17 protein-coding genes and 1 riboswitch are annotated in these 19,014 nt (G+C 68.7%); of the genes, 10 read left to right on the top strand and 7 right to left on the bottom strand.

The window, feature by feature from the left end:
• Nucleotides 1-19 precede the first annotated feature (19 nt).
• Genes HBK84_RS01295 through HBK84_RS01285 form a run of 3 tightly spaced genes read right to left on the bottom strand, consistent with a single transcriptional unit; the run spans nt 20 to nt 2,675 of the window.
• Nucleotides 20-1,210, bottom strand: a complete 1,191-nt coding sequence (locus HBK84_RS01295; protein WP_085107954.1) for an acetyl-CoA C-acetyltransferase — start codon at nt 1,208-1,210, stop codon at nt 20-22.
• Nucleotides 1,207-1,884, bottom strand: coding sequence for a CoA transferase subunit B (locus HBK84_RS01290; RefSeq protein ID WP_085107957.1), 678 nt, complete (start codon nt 1,882-1,884; stop codon nt 1,207-1,209). Before HBK84_RS01290 ends, HBK84_RS01295 begins: the two co-directional genes overlap by 4 nt.
• A complete protein-coding gene (locus tag HBK84_RS01285; RefSeq protein WP_085107960.1) occupies nt 1,881-2,675 on the bottom strand; it encodes a CoA transferase subunit A in 795 nt (264 codons plus the stop codon). Before HBK84_RS01285 ends, HBK84_RS01290 begins: the two co-directional genes overlap by 4 nt.
• Nucleotides 2,676-2,827: 152 nt before the next feature.
• Between HBK84_RS01285 and HBK84_RS01280 the strand changes: the two genes are divergently transcribed.
• A complete protein-coding gene (locus HBK84_RS01280) occupies nt 2,828-3,631 on the top strand; it encodes an IclR family transcriptional regulator (RefSeq protein WP_085107962.1) in 804 nt (267 codons plus the stop codon).
• A gap of 212 nt (nt 3,632-3,843) precedes the next feature.
• On the opposite strand, the gene HBK84_RS01275 is transcribed toward HBK84_RS01280, so the two are convergent.
• Nucleotides 3,844-4,593, bottom strand: a complete 750-nt coding sequence (locus tag HBK84_RS01275; RefSeq protein WP_131332202.1) for a 3-hydroxybutyrate dehydrogenase — start codon at nt 4,591-4,593, stop codon at nt 3,844-3,846.
• A gap of 266 nt (nt 4,594-4,859) precedes the next feature.
• Nucleotides 4,860-4,946: riboswitch (SAM riboswitch) on the top strand.
• 14 nt (nt 4,947-4,960) lie between these two features.
• On the opposite strand from HBK84_RS01275, the gene HBK84_RS01270 reads away from it, so the two are divergent.
• From HBK84_RS01270 to HBK84_RS01245, 6 genes are all read left to right on the top strand, one after another.
• Nucleotides 4,961-6,172 carry a cobalamin-independent methionine synthase II family protein gene (locus HBK84_RS01270; protein WP_167317994.1) on the top strand — a complete coding sequence of 404 codons (1,212 nt, stop codon included), beginning with the start codon at nt 4,961-4,963 and terminating at the stop codon, nt 6,170-6,172.
• Between the two features lie 354 nt (nt 6,173-6,526).
• Entirely contained in the window at nt 6,527-7,954 is a 1,428-nt protein-coding gene (locus HBK84_RS01265) for an MFS transporter (protein WP_167317993.1), read from the top strand.
• A gap of 198 nt (nt 7,955-8,152) precedes the next feature.
• The gene (locus tag HBK84_RS01260) at nt 8,153-9,376 is read left to right on the top strand and encodes a thiolase family protein (RefSeq protein WP_167317992.1); all 1,224 of its coding nucleotides are present in this window, start codon (nt 8,153-8,155) and stop codon (nt 9,374-9,376) included.
• A 7-nt stretch (nt 9,377-9,383) separates the two neighbouring features.
• A complete protein-coding gene (locus tag HBK84_RS01255) occupies nt 9,384-10,175 on the top strand; it encodes an enoyl-CoA hydratase/isomerase family protein (RefSeq protein ID WP_167317991.1) in 792 nt (263 codons plus the stop codon).
• Entirely contained in the window at nt 10,172-11,038 is an 867-nt protein-coding gene (locus tag HBK84_RS01250) for a 3-hydroxyacyl-CoA dehydrogenase family protein (RefSeq protein ID WP_167317990.1), read from the top strand. Before HBK84_RS01255 ends, HBK84_RS01250 begins: the two co-directional genes overlap by 4 nt.
• Nucleotides 11,039-11,109: 71 nt before the next feature.
• Nucleotides 11,110-11,556, top strand: coding sequence for a hypothetical protein (locus HBK84_RS01245; RefSeq protein ID WP_167317989.1), 447 nt, complete (start codon nt 11,110-11,112; stop codon nt 11,554-11,556).
• Between the two features lie 91 nt (nt 11,557-11,647).
• On the opposite strand, the gene rraA is transcribed toward HBK84_RS01245, so the two are convergent.
• On the bottom strand, nt 11,648-12,115 hold the full coding sequence (gene rraA, locus HBK84_RS01240) for a ribonuclease E activity regulator RraA (protein WP_064846504.1): 468 nt from the start codon (nt 12,113-12,115) through the stop codon (nt 11,648-11,650).
• A gap of 122 nt (nt 12,116-12,237) precedes the next feature.
• Nucleotides 12,238-13,707 (bottom strand): XRE family transcriptional regulator, encoded by a 1,470-nt coding sequence (locus HBK84_RS01235; protein WP_144932551.1) that lies wholly within the window; start codon nt 13,705-13,707, stop codon nt 12,238-12,240.
• A gap of 364 nt (nt 13,708-14,071) precedes the next feature.
• On the opposite strand from HBK84_RS01235, the gene aceA reads away from it, so the two are divergent.
• Nucleotides 14,072-15,358 (top strand): isocitrate lyase, encoded by a 1,287-nt coding sequence (aceA, locus tag HBK84_RS01230; protein ID WP_064846502.1) that lies wholly within the window; start codon nt 14,072-14,074, stop codon nt 15,356-15,358.
• Nucleotides 15,359-15,656: 298 nt separating this feature from the next.
• On the opposite strand, the gene HBK84_RS01225 is transcribed toward aceA, so the two are convergent.
• Nucleotides 15,657-16,139, bottom strand: a complete 483-nt coding sequence (locus HBK84_RS01225; RefSeq protein ID WP_144997051.1) for a hotdog fold thioesterase — start codon at nt 16,137-16,139, stop codon at nt 15,657-15,659.
• Nucleotides 16,140-16,323: 184 nt separating this feature from the next.
• Here HBK84_RS01225 and paaZ point away from each other — a divergent pair, with 184 nt between their 5' ends.
• Nucleotides 16,324-18,459 carry a phenylacetic acid degradation bifunctional protein PaaZ gene (gene paaZ / locus HBK84_RS01220; protein WP_167317988.1) on the top strand — a complete coding sequence of 712 codons (2,136 nt, stop codon included), beginning with the start codon at nt 16,324-16,326 and terminating at the stop codon, nt 18,457-18,459.
• Nucleotides 18,456-18,980 (top strand): GNAT family N-acetyltransferase, encoded by a 525-nt coding sequence (locus HBK84_RS01215; protein ID WP_082943322.1) that lies wholly within the window; start codon nt 18,456-18,458, stop codon nt 18,978-18,980. The genes paaZ and HBK84_RS01215 overlap by 4 nt, the downstream gene beginning before the upstream one ends.
• Nucleotides 18,981-19,014 lie beyond the last annotated feature (34 nt).

The raw sequence follows: 19,014 nt of genomic DNA, 5'->3' as shown, positions 1-19,014 counted from the left end.
ACCTGCAAGGCTCAAAGGCTCAACGGCTCAACAACAACGCCTCACCCTGACCGCCGCCACCGCACAGGGACACGGCGGCCTTGCCGGAGCCGCGCCGCGCCAGTTCCAAAGCGGCATGCAGCGCGATCCGCGCGCCCGAGGCCCCCACGGGGTGGCCCAGGGCGATCGCACCACCGTGGATGTTGACCTTCTCGGGGTCCACGCCCAGGTCGCGCACCGACTGCACGGCCACGGCCGCGAACGCCTCGTTGATCTCGATGAAGTCCAGATCCTCCAGGGTCCAGTCGGACCGCGAGAGCGCGTGCTCGATGGCCCGGGAGGGCTGGGAGTGCAGGGAGGTATCCGGGCCGGCCACCTGACCGGGCTTGCCCACCACGGCGAGCCACTCGAGTCCGTGCTCCTCCGCGTAACCGCGCGTGGTCAGCACGAGGGCCGCAGCGCCGTCGGAAATGGGGGACGAGTTGCCCGCGGTGATGGCGCCGTCCTTCGTGAAGGCGGGGCGCAGCTTGCCGAGGCCCTCCGCGGTGGAATCCGGGCGCACGCCCTGGTCCTCGGACACCGTGATCGGATCGCCCTTGCGCTGGGGCACCTCGATGGGCGCGATCTCGTCCGCGAAGATCCCGTCCTGCTGGGCCTTGCCCGCGAGCTGGTGGCTGCGCGCGGCCACCGCGTCCTGCTCGGCGCGGTCGATCTGACGCTCGCCGTTGCCGGACTCGGTGAGCTCACCCATGGGCACGCCCTTCTCGACGTCCACGAGCCCGTCGTGGGCGAGCGAGTCCGCGAGCCGCATGTCCCCGTAGGACTTGCCCTTGCGGGCGCCCAGGGCCAGGTGTGGCGCGTTGGTCATGGATTCCATCCCGCCGGCCACGACGACGTCCGCCTCACCCAGGCGCAGCATTCGTGTCGCTTCCGTGACGGCCACCAGACCGGACAGGCACACCTTGTTCAGGGCAGCCGCCGGGACGGTCTTAGGAAGTCCGGCCTTCACCGCGGCCTGCTTGGCCGGGTTCTGCCCGGTACCCGCCTGCACCACGTTGCCCATGTAGACGTAATCCACGTCCTCGGGGGAGACCCCCGCGCGCTGCACGGCGTGCTTGATCGCGTGCGCGCCCAGGTCCACGGCGCTTAGGTCCGCGAGCGCGCCCAGCAGTTTGCCCTGGGGTGTGCGTGCTCCGTTGACGATCACCACGTCATTGGCGTTCTCTGTCATTTCTCCTCCTGTACGGGCACGGAGTCCGGGGTGACGTCCACGAGCTCAACCCGGTATTCGGCCTCGGTTTTGGCTGCTACTTCTTCTTCGGTCACACCCGGGGCGAGGGTCCGCAACACCAGCCCGTGTTCCTCCACGTCGAAGACGCACAGGTCGGTGATGATGCGGTCCACGACCCCGACACCGGTCAGGGGCAGATCGCACTCCCGCTTGAGCTTGGCGGAGCCGTCCTTGGCGACGTGTTCCGTCAAGACCAGCACACGAGGTGCTCCGGTCACAAGGTCCATGGCCCCGCCCATTCCCTTGACCATCTTGCCGGGAATCATCCAGTTGGCCAGGTCGCCGCGCTGCGAGACCTGCATGGCCCCCAGGATCGCCATCTTCACGTGTCCACCGCGGATCATCGCGAAGGACATCGCGGAGTCGAAGATCGCGGCCCCCGGCTGCAGGGTGATCGTCTGCTTCCCGGCGTTGATCAGGTCCGGGTCCTCGTCCCCCTCGTACGGGAACGGGCCCATGCCCAGCGCCCCGTTCTCGGTCTGCAGCACCACGCTCACGCCCTCGGGCAGGTTGTTCGCCACGAGTGTCGGGATCCCGATGCCCAAGTTCACGTAGTCGCCGTCGGTCAGTTCCGACGCCGCGATGGCCGCCATCTCATCACGCGTCCAGCTCATGCCACCGCTCCTTCCGCTCCGCCGTTGCCCGCGCCCCGGGCGGCACCACCGCCGGTCCGCACGTCCGTCCCGCCCTCCGACGACGACGCCGCGGGCCTCGGTCGCGTGGTGCGCTGCTCGATCTCCTTGGGCGCCCCCGAGTACTGCACCACGTGCTGCACGAAGACCCCGGGGGTCACGATGTGGTCCGGGTCCAGCTCACCCGGGGCCACGACCTCCTCGACCTCCGCGAACGTGATCCGCGCGGCCGTGGCGCACACCGGGTTGAAGTTGCGCGAGGTCCTCCGGTAGATCAGGTTGCCGTCCGTGTCCCCTCGCCACGCGTGCACCAGGGCGATGTCCGCGACGATCCCGCGTTCCAGGATGTAGGTGCGCCCGTCGAACTCCGCGGTGGGCTTCCCCTCCGCCACGCGCGTGCCCACACCGGTGGCGGTGTAGAACGCGGGGATCCCCGCACCGCCCGCGCGCAGCCGTTCGGCGAGCGTGCCCTGCGGGTTGAACTCGACCTCGAGCTCACCCTCCAGGTACTGGCGGGCGAACTCCTTGTTCTCCCCCACGTACGAGGACAGCACCTTACTCACCTGCTTGTTCTCCAGCAGCAGACCGAGCCCCTTGCCGTCCACGCCCATGTTGTTGGACACCACGGTCAGGTCCTTGGCTCCGTTGTCCCGGACCGCTTCGATGAGGTCCCGCGGGATCCCGGACAGTCCGAAACCGCCCACCGCCACGGTCATCCCGTCCCGCAGCGTCTCGGCGAGCAACTCGGCCACGTTGTCCCTGAGTTTGGACATGGTCACCCCTCCAGTGCGTGATCTGCCTCTCAGGCTAGAAAGTGACCACATCTTGGTCAATGCTTCACCCGTAATCGTCGATGAAGGGATCACAATCTGAAAAACTGTCGCTAGTCTGTCCATATTGTGAACGTCCCGACGCAGGAGCGTGTATGACCCCGCAGAAATCCCGGAACCCGCAGCCCTCCCCGCAGGGCACGCAGGTGGTCTCCCGGATCGCCGCGATCCTGCAGGCCGTGGCATCCGGGGAGTCAACCGGATCCACCGCGGCCATCGCCCACCGCACGGGGCTGACCCGGCCCACCGCGCACCGATTGCTCGCAGCGCTCGCCGCCGAGGGGCTCGTGGACCGCACGGAGGACGGCAACTGGGCCCTGGGTCCCGAACTGCACATCCTGGGCACGGTGGCCGCCCAACGTTATCCCGCCCAGGACCTCGCGACCCCGTGCCTGCAGCGGCTCGCCGAGGCCACGGGCGAGTCCGCGTTCTTCTCCGCTCGCCGCGGCAACGAGGTCATCTGCCTGGCCCGGGTGGAGGGGGCGTTCCCGGTGCGCTCGCACGTGCTCTACGAGGGCCTGCGGTTGCCCCTGGGCGTGGCCTCCGCGGGACTCGCGATCCTCGGTCACCTACCCCCGGACCAATTGGAGACCGCCCTCGCGGACACCCGGGAGGAGCGGACGCGCCTCGGTCCACAGCACGACGACGCTCACGTCCGCCGCCTCGTCGCCCAGGTCCGGGAGGACGGCTGGTCCCTGAACCCCGGACGTATTGTGGAGGGCTCGTGGGGCATGGCGGCCGCGGTGTTCGACGCGACCGGCCAACCCCGCTACGCGCTCTCCCTGACGGGGATCGAACCCCGGTTCACCACGGAACGCAGACCCCGCCTCGGGGCGGCTTTGCTGGACCAGGCCCACAGGCTCTCCACGGCGCTGCGCGCGGGGGCCACGACCGTGTGAACCGGACGCAGCGGCGTCGTCCCGTACCGTCAGACCCCGCGTCCTCGCACCCCGGAACATCTGTGCCCCGATACCGCACGCGTTGTGCGACTGCGGGTGTTTTTTCGGGACGCAGATGTTCGGGCCCTTGGCCGGAGAGGGGCCGTGGAACGCGGGCCATTGCCTCGACACCGAACGGCAGCGAGGGTGGACGCGGCGACGTCGCCCCGCACTCAGGACGCCGTCCAGCCACCGTCCATCGCGTAGGACGCACCCGTGACCATGCCCGCGGACGGGCCGGCCAGGAACGCGATGAGCTCGCCAACCTCCTCGGGTTCCACGAGGCGCTTGATCGCGGACTCGGTGAGCATGATCTTCTCGATCACCTGGTCCTCGGGGATCCTGTGGGTCGCGGCCTGGTCCTTGATCTGCTTGTCCACGAGCGGGGTGTGCACGTAGCTGGGGTTGACGCAGTTGCTGGTCACACCGTGCTCGGCGCCCTCCAGGGCCACGGTCTTGGACAGCCCTTCGAGCCCGTGCTTGGCCGTGACGTACGCGGATTTGTACGCGGACGCGCGCAGACCGTGGATGGAGGAGACGTTGATGATCCGGCCCCATCCGCGCTCGTACATGTGCGGCAGTGCGGCACGGATCAGCAGGAACGGAGCCTCGAGCATGAGCGTGAGGATGCGGTGGAAGTCCGCGGGGTCGAAGTCCTGCACGGGTGCCACCTTTTGGATCCCCGCGTTGTTGACCAGGATGTCCACGTCCAGGCTCAGTTCGGTGAGCGCGGCGGTGTCCGAGAGGTCCACGACCCAGGCTTCCCCGCCCACCTCGGAGGCCGTCGTCTGAGCGGCTTCTTCATTGATGTCCGCGACGACCACGTGGGCGCCGCGGTCCGCGAACGCCTGCACGGCGGCGCGGCCGATCCCGCTGGCCCCACCGGTGACCAGGGCCTTCTTCCCCTCGAGTGATTGCTCCATGACAGCCTCTTTGCGCGTGGACGGTTCTCCTACCGCGTCACGCTACGCCCCGGGGGGCCGCCGGGTCACGATCCGGAACGGACCACCTCGGACCAGCTACGAGTCATGGCCCGCACCGGGGGCCGCCCGGTCACGGAAACCCCGGTGATCCCAGCCCGAGGGGCCGGGGCGCGAGGAACCCGGGGAGCGGCGTCGTCGTCCGACACGCCACGACCCCGCGCGCCACGAATGGCGTCCGCGCCTCGCGATGCTGTTGGATGGAGCAGTACCCATCCAGAGCGGCCGAGAGATCTGGCTCGTGGAAGCCGCAGCAACCGGGGTGACACCGGTGCTAACGCCAGAACCGATGGAAAGGATCAGCACAGCCATGCCCTTGAACACCGATCGCATCCAGACCACCCACGTGGGCTCCCTGCCTCGCACGCCCGAGCTGCTGAAGGCCAACAACCGTTTCCAGGCGGGCGAGATCGACCTCTCCCAGCTGGGCGAGGCGCTCGACGAGGGCGTCACGGAGATCGTGCGCACCCAGCGCGAGATCGGCATCGACATCGTCAACGACGGCGAGTACGGCCACACCACGTCCGGCGCCGTGGACTACGGGGCCTGGTGGAACTACTCGTTCCACCGCCTGGGCGGGCTGACCCCCACGGACGAGGACCGCTGGAACGAGGGCGAGAAGCACCGTTCCAGCCCGGGACACATCGTGCTCACGAGCTTCCCCGACCGCCGCGACCGGGAGCGCTTCCGGGACGCCTATGAGGACCCCATAGCGGGCGTGCTCGTGCACCGCAACACGGTCTCCCAGCCCAAGATCACGGGCCCGCTGACCTACACGGGTCAGGAGGCGGTGGCCGGGGACATCCGCCGCGTGAAGGACGCGATGGCTCTGAACGGTGCCACGCAGGGCTTCGTCGCGGCACTGTCCCCCGGCTCCTGCGCGCGCGTGAAGAACGAGTACTACGCCACGGACGAGGAACTGGTCTACGCGTGCGCGGACGTGATGCGCGAGGAGTACAAGGCCATCGTAGACGCCGGACTGACCGTGCAGATCGACGACCCCTCGATCGCCGAGTCCTGGGACCAGATCAACCCCGAGCCCACCGTGGAGGACTACCTGGCCTTCACCCAGCTGCGCGTGGACGCGCTGAACTACGCACTGCGCGACCTCCCCGAGGAGCAGATCCGCTTCCACCTGTGCTGGGGTTCGTGGCACGGCCCGCACACCACGGACCTCGAGTTCAAGTACCTCGTGGACCTCATGCTCACCATCCGCGCGCAGGGCTACAGCTTCGAGGCGTCCAGCCCGCGCCACGGCCACGAATGGAAGGTCTGGAAGGACCACCAGCTGCCCGAGGGCAAGGTGGTCTACCCCGGTTTCGTCTCCCACTCGACCAACGTGGTGGAGCACCCCGAGCTCGTGGCGGACCGGATCGAGCAGTACGCGTCCGTGGTGGGCAAGGAGAACGTGATCGCCTCCACGGACTGCGGTCTGGGCGGGCGGTTGCACCCGCAGATCGCGCTGGCCAAGCTCGAGTCCCTCGTGGAGGGTGCGCGGATCGCGTCCGAGCGCCTGTTCTAATCAGGCCGCGCGGCTGGTCCTGCAGCTTTTAGTCTCACCGCGTCGCTGACCGTTCCGGTTCCCCGATCTTCCCGGACGACGACGCCGCCCGCCCCCTTCCGCTGCGCCCGCACCTTCCACGGTGCGGCACGGCGGGAGGGGGCGTTGCCGTGTCATGAACGCGTCACAACGGCCGACATGCTGCCCGCCCGGGTGAACGGCCCGGGAAAAATATACGATTTAATACACGAAACGTGTGGCGCGCTTCACATTATTTCGTACACTTATTTCGAGACCAATCGGTCGGTTATTCCCCTGATCCACTCCGCCACTGGCACCCCACGGACCCCGCGTCCGCCGATCCTGGAGACCCACATGGCATCCACCACCTCAGCGCCCGCTCAGCCGGCGCACACCATGACCCGAGAAGAACGCAAGGTCCTTGCGGGCACCCTCGTGGGCACCACCATCGAGTGGTACGACTTCTTCATCTATGCGCAGGCGGCCGCCTTCATCCTGGCCACCCACTTCTTCAACCCGGCGGGCGAGCAGAACGCCACGCTGGGACAGATCCTCGCCTGGGCGTCCCTGGGCATCAGCTTCCTCTTCCGTCCCCTGGGTGCGATCGTGGCCGGTCACATCGGTGACAAGTACGGGCGCAAGATCACCCTGGTCATGACCCTCTTCGGGATGGGCGCGGCCACCACGCTGATCGGCCTGCTGCCCACGTACGAGCAGATCGGTATCGCGGCCCCCATCATCCTGCTGGTCCTGCGTATCCTGCAGGGCTTCTCCGCCGGTGGTGAGTGGGGTGGTGCGGCCCTGATGTCCGTGGAGCACGCGCCCGCGAACAAGCGCGGCTTCTTCGGCGCCTACCCCCAGATCGGTGTGCCCCTGGGCGTACTGATGGCCACCCTGTTCATGTTCGGTCTGAGCACCATCCTGACCCCCGAGCAGTTCGAGGCCTGGGGCTGGCGCGTTCCGTTCCTGTTCTCCATCGTGCTGATCTTCGTGGGCTGGCTGATCCGCCGCTCCGTGGACGAGTCCCCCGTGTTCCTGGAGATGCGCCAGCGCGCCAAGGAGTCCTCCGCTCCCCTGGGTCAGCTGTTCCGGACCAACTCCCCGCAGGTCATCCTGGCCGCGCTGATCTTCGCCGCGAACAACGCCGCGGGCTACCTGGTCATCGCGTTCTTCGCGTCCTACGGCACCAAGGCCCTGGGGATGTCCCGCCCCGAGACGCTGATCGCCACGCTCGTGGGCGGCGTCGGGTGGCTCATCTTCACGATGTTCGGCGGGTGGATCTCGGACAAGATCGGGCGCAAGCTCACGTTCCAGGTCGGCTACGGCATCATCATCCTGTGGGCCATCCCCATGTGGTGGATGCTCAACACGGCGTCCCTGCCCCTGTTCGCGGCCGCGATCTTCATCCTGACGATCGGTCTGGGTCCGTCCTACGGTCCGCAGTCCGCCATGTACGCCGAGATGTTCCCGGCCCGCGTCCGCTACTCCGGTGTCTCGATCGGTTACGCCCTGGGGTCGATCATCGGTGGCGCGTTCGCCCCCATGATCGCCCAGCTGCTGCTCAACCGCACCGGCGCCGCGTGGACCATCGGCCTGTACATCTCCCTGATCTCGCTCGTGTCTTTCATCGCGGTCTCCTTCGTCAAGAAGTCGGACCAGGGCAAGGACCTGCACGTCGCGGAGGTGCACCAGGAGTACGTCCGGGCGCACCCGGACGAGATCGTTCCCCCGGTGGCCGGCGAGCCCGAGACCACCGCTCCGGCGCGCATCCGCCGCCACTGATCCCCGACACACGAACCAACCGTCCCGGCCTCTGATTCGTCGGAGGTCACGACGGCGCACGGCGGGCCCGGCAGCCATACGGTTGCCGGGCCCGTCGCGCTCTTCCCCGCGTGACCGTCATCGATTGACGTGGCTCACATGATCGGGGAACCTTTGCAGTGAACGCTCGGTCAGTTATTGCCCCACTTAGGAGTTGCCATGTCCTCGATGCCCCAAGCCTTCCTCGTCGGAGGGGCGCGAACCCCCGTGGGTCGTTACGGCGGTGCCCTGTCCTCGGTGCGCCCGGACGACATAGCCGCACTGTGCATCCGTTCCGTCGTGGAGGACGCCGGCATCGATCCCGCGCTCGTGGACGAGGTGATCCTGGGCAACGCCAACGGCGCCGGTGAGGAGAACCGCAACGTGGCCCGGATGGCGTGGCTGCTCAACGGGTACCCGGACACGGTCCCCGGGATTACGGTCAACCGGCTGTGCGCGTCGGGGATGTCCGCGATCACGATCGCGTCCCAGATGATCAAGTCCGGGGCCGCGGACATCGTGGTGGCCGGTGGCGTGGAATCCATGTCCCGCGCGCCGTGGGTCATGGAGAAGCCCCGTACGGCGTTCGCCAAGCCCGGGGAGGTCTTCGACACCTCGATCGGGTGGCGGTTCGTGAACCCCGCGTTCGTGGAGGGCCCGCTCTCGCGGGACGGCAAGGCCACCTACTCGATGCCCGAGACGGCCGAGGAGGTCGCCCGGGTGGACGGAATCTCCCGCGAGGACGCGGACGCCTTCGCCGCGCAGTCGCACGAGAAGGCCCTGGCCGCGATCCGCGCCGGTCATTTCGACGCCGAGATCGTGCCCGTGGAGGTCCACGGCCGCAAGGGTGCGGTCACGGTCGTGGACACGGACGAGGGCCCCCGCGAGGGCTCCACCCCGGAGGTGCTCGCCAAGCTGCGCCCCGTGGTCAAGGGCGGGTCCGTGGTCACGGCCGGCAACTCGTCCTCGCTCAACGACGGCGCGTCCGCCGTGATCGTGGCCAGCGAACGGGCCGTGACCAAGTACGGGCTCAACGCCCGAGGCCGCGTCGTGGACGGTGCTTCCGCCGGTCTCGCCCCCGAGATCATGGGCCTGGGCCCGGTGCCCGCATCCGAGAAGGTCCTGGAGCGCACCGGCTGGAACGCGGGCGATCTGGGCTCCGTGGAAATCAACGAGGCGTTCGCGACCCAGTCGCTCGCATCGATCCGCCGGCTCGGCCTGGACCCGGAGATCGTGAACCGGGACGGCGGGGCGATCGCCCTGGGCCACCCCCTGGGTTCCTCGGGCTCGCGCATCGTCATCACCCTGCTAGGCCGGATGGAGCGGGAGCAGACCGCCAAGGGCCTGGCCACCATGTGCATCGGCGTGGGCCAGGGTGCAGCACTGCTCGTGGAGCGGGTGTGATCCAGCCATGACGCAGCACGACACCCCCGAGTGGGCCGCGCAGTTCACGGCCCTGCGCATCACCGACACCCCGGACCGCATGCACGTGGCGCTGGACCGCCCCGCGGTGCGCAACGCCATCGACGAGGTCATGGTGGACGAGTTGCACGCTGTGTGCACCCGTCTGGAACGCAATCCCCGGATCATGATCCTGAGCGGCACGCACGTGAACGGGAAGGGGATCTTCGCCTCCGGTGCGGACATCGCGCAACTGCGCGAGCGGCGTCGTGAGGACGCCCTGCGCGGCGTGAACTCGCAGCTGTTCGACCGGATCGCCAAGCTACCCATGCCCGTGATCGCGGCCCTGGACGGCTACGCGCTGGGCGGGGGCGCGGAACTCGCGTGGGCCGCGGACTTCCGGATCGGCACGCCGCGGGTCAAGGTGGGCCAACCCGAGACCGGCCTGGGCATCATCGCCGCCGCGGGGGCCCTGTGGCGACTGCGGGAACTGGCCGGTGAGGCGCTCGCCAAGGACATCCTGCTGGCCGGTCGGGCCCTCTCCGCGCAGGAGGCCCTGGAGGCCCACCTGATCACCGAGATCCACGAACCAGACGAGCTGCTGGTCGCGGCGGATGCCCTGGCCGATCGCATCGCCGCGCAGGACCCGCTGGCCGTGCGCGTGTCCAAGCGTGTGTTCGCCATGCCGCGCGAGGCGCACCCCCACGTGGACGAGCTCGCGCAGGCCATCCTGTTCGAGTCGCAGGCCAAATTCGACCGTATGCAAGCGTTCCTGGACCGCAAGAAGGAGCCCAAGACATGACCGAGAACGCCACCGCAACCGTCCCGTCCCGCGTGGGAGTCCTGGGAGGCGGGCGCATGGGCGCGGGGATCGCCCACGCGTTCCTGATCTCCGGAGCGCGCGTGACCGTGGTGGAGGTGGACGGGCTGGCCGCGGAGAGCGCCAAGGAGCGGGTGGAATCGGACCTCGTCAAGTCCCTCGAGCGCGGGAAGATCGACGGCAACCTAGACACGTGGACCCAGAACTTCTCCGTGAGCGTGAACTACGCGGACTTCGCGGACTGCGAGCTCGTGATCGAGGCCGTTCCCGAGACCTGGGACCTCAAGGTCTCCTCCCTCCAGCGGGTCGAGAAGAACCTGTCCGAGACGGCGTGGCTGGCCACCAACACGTCCTCGCTCTCCGTGGACGGGCTCGCCGATGAGCTCCAGCGCCCCGAGCGGTTCTGCGGCATGCACTTCTTCAACCCCGTCCCGGCCTCCACGCTCGTGGAGATCGTGATCGGGCGCAAGACCCGTCAGGAGCTGAAAGAGCTGACCCTGCAGTGGGTCGCGGGCATCGGCAAGACGCCGGCCACCGTGAACGACGCTCCCGGCTTCGCGTCCTCCCGGCTCGGGCTGGCCCTGGGCCTCGAGACCATTCGCATGGTCGAGGAGGGTGTGGCGTCCGCGGAGGACATCGACAACGCCATGGTCCTGGGCTACAAGCACCCCGTGGGTCCGCTCGCCCTCACCGACATCGTGGGTCTGGACGTGCGCCTGGGGATCGCGGAGTACCTCGAATCCACGCTCGGCCCCCGCTTCGCCCCGCCCCAGCTCATGCGGGACATGGTCGAGCGCGGCGAACTGGGCCGTAAATCCGGCAAGGGGTTCTACGACTACTCCTGAGCGCGTGCACGGCCGTACTCGTGGCGGGTTGGGTGCGCATCGGCTGTTCCACGCGTCGAACCCCTTCTGACTTGGGGTTCGACGACGCCGCGGGGTTGTTCCCCACCCCCGGCCCGGTCACCGCTGCGAACACCGCGGGTGCGGGCAGCACCCCAGCCGCGTCAGCCACCGCTACGGCGCCGTCCCTGCCGGCCGTCGCGGACCCCTGCGCGGGGCCGTGCGACAAGACCTCAGCGATCCCGGTGCACCACCCCGTCTTCGGCGCCATGGAGATCGTGAGCTACGAACGTGTCGTGGAACCCGGCAGTGTCCCCGCGGGCAAGCAGGCCAGCTACGCCGTGTACCAGAACGGTCAGGCCGTGGGGTACGTGCCGCCCAGGGAGGGCACCACGGTGGTCTCCTTCGGCCCCGCTCCCGTGCTGGGAGCTCAGGAGTGGGATCTGCGCACCAACTCCACCGTGGACAAGTACGGCAACGTGTATCTGACGGACGGCCAGGAGTTCGTGGCCCAGAAGTAATCACGACACCCGGCCCCCACCGGAACGACGACGGCGACCCCCGCGGGTGCGGAAGTCGCCGTCGTATATCCGTCCAGCGGAGGTGGCGGGTTCAGCGCTCCACCAGGACCCCGTCCTCGTCCGCCCACAGGGTCCTGCCCGGGCGGAAGGTCACGCCGCCGAAGGTGACGATCACGTCCACTTCCCCGGAGTCGTTGGGTTCGGACTTGCGGGGATTCGTGCCCAGCGCCTTGATGCCGATGTCCAGGGTGCCCAGTTCCACGCGGTCCCGCACGGGGGCGTTGATGATCAGCCCGGCCCACCCGTTCTCCATGGCGGTGCGGGCCACGTTGTCCCCGAGCAGCGCGCGGTTCATGGATCCCTGCCCGTCCACCACGAGCACCGCGCCCTCACCGGGGGTGGCCACGAGCTTCTTGACGTCCACGTTGGACTCGAAGCAGCGCACCGTGCGGATGGGTCCGGTGAACCGGTGGACACCACCCACCGAGATGAACTGGGTGGTCACGGACTGCAGGTCCTCGCCGTGTTCGTCGTACAGGTCGGCGGTCGCGAAGCTCATGGGTCACCTTTCATGCCTACGGATCGCCGACGACGCTCGGGGCCCGGGCACGCGGCGTCCGGACACGGACGGTCCGGGCGCGTAGGGGTGGCGCGGCGTCATCGGCGGGAACGTGATGGAGGTTACGTGAGGTCGCCGGATGAGGCAACGGGGGCGTGTCGCTGCAGGAAGCGGTAGACCTCGGTCTCGTCCACCCCGGGGAACGCGCCGGCGGGCATGGCGGCGAGCATGTGGGACGCGGGGCGGGCGGAGGGCCAGGACTGGCCGTCCCACTGCTCGGCGAGCGCCGGGGCGGGCTGTTGGCAGCACGCGGGGTCGGGGCAGGTGGAGGTGTGGCGCACCGTGGTGGCGCGGCCCCGGAACCACTTGACGTGCTCGTACGGCACACCGAAAGAGATGGAGAATTCCCCGTTCTCGGATCCCTCCACGCGGGCCGAGCACCAGAACGTGCCGTGCGGGGTGTCGGTGTACTGGAAGTGGGACAGCAACCGGTTGGTCCCCGAGAACGCCTGCCGCGCGGAGAAGAACCGGCAGGCCCTCTGCCCCTCCACCGCGCCGCTGTGGTCGGTGGGCAACTGCAACCCGTCGTTCTGCCAGGCCTTGTGGATGATCCCGGAGGAGTGCACCTTCTCGAAGTGGGTGGGGATGCCGAAGTGGTGGGTCATCAGGTTGGTCATCCGGTGTGCCGCGGTCTCGTGGGACACCGCGAACGCGTCCCGTAGGTCGTCCACGGACAACTCCCGCTGGGACTTGGCGCGGCCCAGCAGGTCCACCGCGGAGGCCTCCGGGATCATCAGGGCCGCCGCGAAGTAATTCGTCTCCACGCGCTGTTCCAGGAACTCGCCGTAATCCGCCGGGCGGTGGTGTTCAAGCAAGTGATGCCCCACGGCCTGCAACAACACCGACCACGGCGAGCCCGCCCCGGCGGTGGCCGGCAGGTAGAACCGGCGGTTGCGCAGGTCCGTGACCGAGCGCGTGGAGTGCGGCAGGTCCGGGACCTGGTGGATCTCGAATCCCACGTGCTCCACGAGCCGCGAGATGTGGTGCTCGGACAGCGGTCCGCCCGTGTGGCGGATCGCGGCGAGCAGGTCCGCGGCCATGGTCTCGATGCGTTCGAAGTAGTTGTCGATCCCCCGCATGCGTGCTCGCAATTGCGTGTTGGCGCGCCGGGCCTCCTCGGGCGTGGCCGCTTGTTCCTCGAGCCGCTGGGCGAGTTGCCGCTGCAGTGCCGCGAGCGCCTCGAGGGTTTCGGTACTCGTGCCCGGCCCCACCCGCACCGTGGGCAACCCGAGGGACGCGTACATGGGTCCGCGCTGCACGCGTTCCACCTGGATCTCCAGTTCCATGCGGCGCGACGGCGCCTTGGTCCCCAGCAGTTGCTCCACGCTCATGTCCAGCGCGGCAGCGATGGCGGACAGCGCGCTGAGCTTGGGTTCGCGCTTGCCGTTCTCGATCAGCGACAGCGCCGACGCCGCCATGCCCACGGTGCGCGCGAGCTCCTCGAGCGTGATCCGCAGTCGCTTGCGGCGGTAGCGGATCCGCCGCCCCAGCACGATCGGATCGGTCGGGTCCCCGGACTCCTCGGGTGGCACGTCGGACGACGAGCGCGCGGGGACCCGCGTGCCGGACGCGGGGTCCGTGCGCCGCGGTGTTGCCGTCCGGGCGGGCTCCGTGTCCCGCGACCGCGCAGCGCGCGCGGGTTCCGAGCCATGAGCGCTCCGCGGTGCGGCGGGGCGAGGGGGAGCGCCGTCGCCGGTGCGACGGCGCCTGCGGGGTCCTGTGTCCGGGGTCATAGTCCGAGTTTAGGCAGATTTTTCTCAAGCGTGAAGAAAACCAATTCTTCATCCTAAAAGCTTCTATGCGGGAGTGCAGATCGCGGCAAAAGTGGAACACATCAAGTTACCCGTGCGGAGCTCCCACCGAGGCCGCCGGCTCGAACGATCAAAGGAGAACGAGATGAGCAACGAGAACAGCAACCTCCGCAGCGCCGAGGAACTCGCCCGGGACTGGGAGGAGAACCCCCGCTGGGCCGGCGTGACCCGTGACTACGCCCCCGAGGAGGTCCTGCGTCTGCAGGGTTCCTTTCGAGAAGAGCACACCAACGCCCGCCGCGGTGCGGAACGGCTCTGGTACCTGCTCAACTCGGAGGATTACATCAATGCTCTGGGCGCTCTGACCGGTAACCAGGCCGTCCAGCAGGTCAAGGCCGGGCTCAAGGCGATCTACCTCTCCGGTTGGCAGGTCGCCGGTGACGCGAACCTCGCGGGCCAGACCTACCCGGACCAGTCTCTCTACCCTGCGAACTCGGTTCCCCAGGTGGTGCGCCGGATCAACAACGCGCTCAAGCGTGCGGACCAGATCGAGCACGCCGAGGACGTCCACACCGTGGAGAACTGGATGGCGCCGATCGTCGCGGACGCGGAGGCCGGCTTCGGCGGACCGCTCAACGCCTTCGAGCTCATGAAGTCCATGATCGACGCCGGTGCGGCCGGTGTGCACTGGGAGGACCAGTTGGCCTCCGAGAAGAAGTGCGGTCACCTGGGCGGCAAGGTGCTGATCCCCACCCAGCAGCACATCCGCACCCTCAACGCGGCCCGCCTCGCGGCGGACGTGGAGGACGTCCCCAGCATCATTATCGCCCGCACGGATGCCGAGGCGGCCACCCTGATCACCTCGGACATCGACGAGCAGGACGCCGAGTTCATCACCGGCGAGCGCACCCCGGAGGGCTTCTACAAGGTCCGCAACGGTGTGGAGCCCTGCATCGCCCGCGCCAAGGCGTACGCCCCCTACTCGGACCTGATCTGGATGGAGACCGGCACGCCGGATCTCAAGCTGGCCCGCCAGTTCGCGGATGCCGTGCATGAGGACTTCCCGGACCAGATGCTCGCGTACAACTGCTCGCCGTCCTTCAACTGGAAGAAGCACCTGGACGACGAGACCATCGCCAAGTTCCAGCGCGAACTCTCCGCCATGGGCTACCGCTTCCAGTTCATCACCCTGGCCGGTTTCCACGCGCTGAACTACTCGATGTTCGATCTGGCCCACGGCTACGCCCGCAACCAGATGACCTCGTACGTGGAACTGCAGGAGCGCGAGTTCGCCGCCGAGGAGCGCGGTTACACCGCCACCAAGCACCAGCGCGAGGTGGGTACCGGGTACTTCGACCTGGTCTCCCAGGTGGTCAACCCCAACTCCTCCACGATCGCCCTCACGGGCTCCACCGAGAGTGCCCAGTTCTGAACCCGGCGCCCTGAAGACCCGCGGAGACCGGAGCACGGTCACTGAGGCCAAAGAACTCCGGGCATCCGGTCTCCGCGTCCACCCTGTCCGCGCGGCATGAGAGGGGACTCCTCAGCCCTCCCGCGGACCACGAACCGCCCCGACACCGTTCCCATGCGGTGCCGGGGCGGTTCCGTGTATTCCCTGCGGCGCCGGAGCGGTTCCGCGCTCCCTCCGCGGTGCCGGAGCGGCTCAGCGGACGACGACGCCGCGGTGCCCTTCCCGAGGGACGGGCACCGCGGCCTCGTCGGACGAATGCTCAGGAGCGCTTCGCGGGCTTGAGGTAATTGGTGATCCGCACGGTGCACAGGCGCTTGCCGGTGTCGATGTGGGTGATGACCACCTCGTGGTTCGTAACGCTGCGCCCCAGGTGGATCGCCGTGGCCACGCCGCGCACCCGGCCGCTTGTAGCGGAGGCGTGGTGGGTCGCGTTGATGTCCACGCCCACGGCCACCTTGCCCATGGTGGAGCCGTGGATCACCGCGGCCCACGAGCCCAGCATCTCCCCGAGCGCCACGGACGCGCCGCCGTGCAGCAGCCCCAGGGACTGGCGGTTGCCCTCCACGGGCATGGTCGCCACCACGCGCTCGGCGGACTGCTCCTCCACCACCACGCCCATCTTCTCGTCCAGTTCACCCAACTCGATGGTCCATGGCTCGTACGCCTCACCGAACTCCTCGGCGGGGGACGCGACTCGTGCGTTCTCGGCGCGGACGTCCGCGCGGGTGGGATCCTCGTGCATGCTGACTCCTCGGTGATCAGGCCCCACGCCGCGCCGGTGGGCCGCGCTGAGCGGTGCGCAGAGCGGCGTCGAACGCCGACGGCGGAGCGTGGTGACCATGGTGCCCTTGTGTGACCTAGGTTATCCTGGACCATATACTGACCGATCGTTCGGCTGATGGCCGCGACAGTCCGGAGGACCCCGCGTGAACACCCAGACCCAGGCATCCGAGACCCAGGAACCGCAGATCCTGCCCAGCTTCGTCGCCGGGAAGTGGTGGCGGCCGGAGGACCCGCAGAAGATCGCGGACGTGCGCAATGCCACCACCGGGGAGCTCGTGGCCCGGGTGAGCACGGACGGGATCGACACCGCGGGCGCCGTGGACCACGGACGCACCGTGGGCCAGGCCGCACTGGGGCAACTGCGCACCCACGACCGCGCCCTGATCCTCAAGCAGCTCGCGCAATACCTGGGCGAGCACAAGGAGGAGCTGTACGAGATCTCCTACGCGACCGGGGCCACGGCCAAGGACCACCTGATCGACATCGACGGTGGGATCGGGACCCTCTTCACGTTCTCGTCCAAGGGACGGCGCGAACTGCCCAACGCCAACGTGATCGTGGACGGCGCGGTGGAACAGCTCTCACGGGACGGTTCGTTCCTGGGTGAGCACGTCTACACCCGCGTGCCCGGGGTGGCCGTGCAGATCAATGCGTTCAACTTCCCCGTGTGGGGCATGCTGGAGAAGTTCGCGCCGGCGTTCATCGCGGGCGTGCCCACCATCGTGAAGCCCGCGACCCCCACCGGGTACGTGACGGAGGCGTGCGTGCGCCTCATGCTGGCCTCGGGTCTACTGCCGGAGGGTTCCCTGCAGCTGATCTCCGGCGCCGCGCGCGATCTGCTGGACCACCTGGACGCCCGCGACCACGTGGCCTTCACCGGCTCGGCCGCCACCGCCCAGTTGCTGCGCGCCCACACCAACGCGCAGGAGAAGGGCGTGCGTTTCACGGCGGAGACCGATTCGCTCAACGCCGCGATCATGGCCCCAGACGTCACCGAGGACTCCCCCGAGTTCGAGGCGTTCGTGAAGTCCGTGGTCCTGGAGATCACCGCCAAGGCCGGGCAGAAGTGCACCGCGATCCGCCGGGTCATCGTTCCGCAGTCGCTCAAGCCCGCCGTGATCGGCGCGCTGCGGGAGCGGGTGGCGCAGCGCGCCGTCGTCGGCAACCCGCGCGATTCCGCCACCACGGTGGGCCCGCTCGCGTCCGACGACCAGCACTTCGAGGTGCTGCGCTCCGTGCGCACCCTGATCGACGCCGGCGCCACCGTGGAACTCGGCGGCCCCGAGGAACTCGCGTCCCTGCCGGACCAGGGCGCCTTCTTCCCCGTCACGGTGCTCTCGTTCGACGACGCCCGCACCCCCGCCGTCCACGAGCTCGAGGCGTTCGGCCCGGTCACCTCGGTGCTGGGCTACTCGGGGGACATCGCGGACGCCGTGGAGATCGCCGCGCTGGGCGGCGGCTCGCTCGTGGCGACTGTGTGCACTCACTCCCCCGAGCTCGCGGCGCAGTTCGCCTCCGGAATCGGTGCGTACCACGGTCGCGTGCTCTTCCTGGATCGCGACGACGCTAAAACCTCCACCGGTCACGGCTCCCCCGTTCCCCACCTGGTCCACGGCGGCCCCGGCCGCGCCGGTGGTGGGGAGGAACTCGGTGGCGTGCGCGGGGTCAAGCACTACATGCAGCGCACCGCCGTCCAGGGCTCCCCGGACCTGCTGACCGGGATCACTGGCAAGTGGCACTGGGGCGCGACCGCCAACACCGTGACCCGCGAGGACGTGGAGAGCGGCACCGGGGAGCACCCCTTCCGGAAGTCGCTGCAGACCCTGCGGATCGGGGACCAGTTCGTCTCGGACCTGCGCACGGTCTCACTCGAGGACATCCTGGAGTTCGCGGAGAAGACCGGGGACACGTTCTACGCCCACACGGACGAGGAAGCCGCCATGGCCAACCCGTTCTTCCCCCGGCGGGTGGCCCACGGCTACCTGCTGGTCTCGTGGGCCGCGGGGCTCTTCGTGGAGCCCGCCCCCGGGCCAGTACTCGCCAACTACGGGCTGGAGAACCTGCGGTTCATCACCCCCGTGACGTATGACGACGCCATCCGGGTCACCCTGACCGCCAAGAAGATCACCCCGCGCGTCACGGACGAGTACGGCGAAGTCGCCTGGGATGCCCGCCTGACCAACCAGAAGGACGAGATCGTGGCCACCTACGACGTCCTGACGCTGGTGGCCAAGCGGTGGCCGGTGGCGGACAGCGGGGCAGACCAGGACGTGGCGTGACGATCCATGTGACGGACACCACCTGGACACTGCTGGACGGGTCCCGGTACCGCCCCATCCGGGTACGTCCGGAGGACCTCCCCGCAATCGTGCGCCTGCTGGCGGACGATCCGCTGGGGAGCACTCGGGAAGGCGGGGACATGGGTGCCTACGAGCGCGCCTTCCAGGAGATCGCCGCCGATCCGCACCAGTTCCTGACCGCCGTCCGGAACGACGCGGGCGATGTGGTGGGCACCATGCAGCTCACGGTGATCCCGGGCCTGTCTCGCGGGGGCACACGCCGCCTGCAGATAGAGTCCGTTCGGGTGTCCTCCACCCTTCGCGGTCAGGGGCTGGGGGAACGAATGTTCGCCTGGGCGGAGACCGTTGCGCTCGACTCGGGCTGTTCACTGCTGCAGCTGACCACCGACACCTCGCGGCCTGATGCCCACCGTTTCTACGAGCGTCTGGGCTACCGCTCGTCCCACGTCGGTTTCAAGAAGCAGCTGCAGAACCCGGGCCCGGCATCCCAGCTGTACTGACCGGGCACGTTGGCCAGAAGCCTCTATATACTTC

It is taken from the genome of Kocuria sp. KD4 (assembly GCF_011769905.1).
Classification (GTDB): Bacteria; Actinomycetota; Actinomycetes; order Actinomycetales; family Micrococcaceae; genus Kocuria; species Kocuria marina.
The sequence above is the reverse complement of the archived record's forward strand: the minus strand, read 5'-3'. Positions and strand labels throughout refer to the sequence as shown.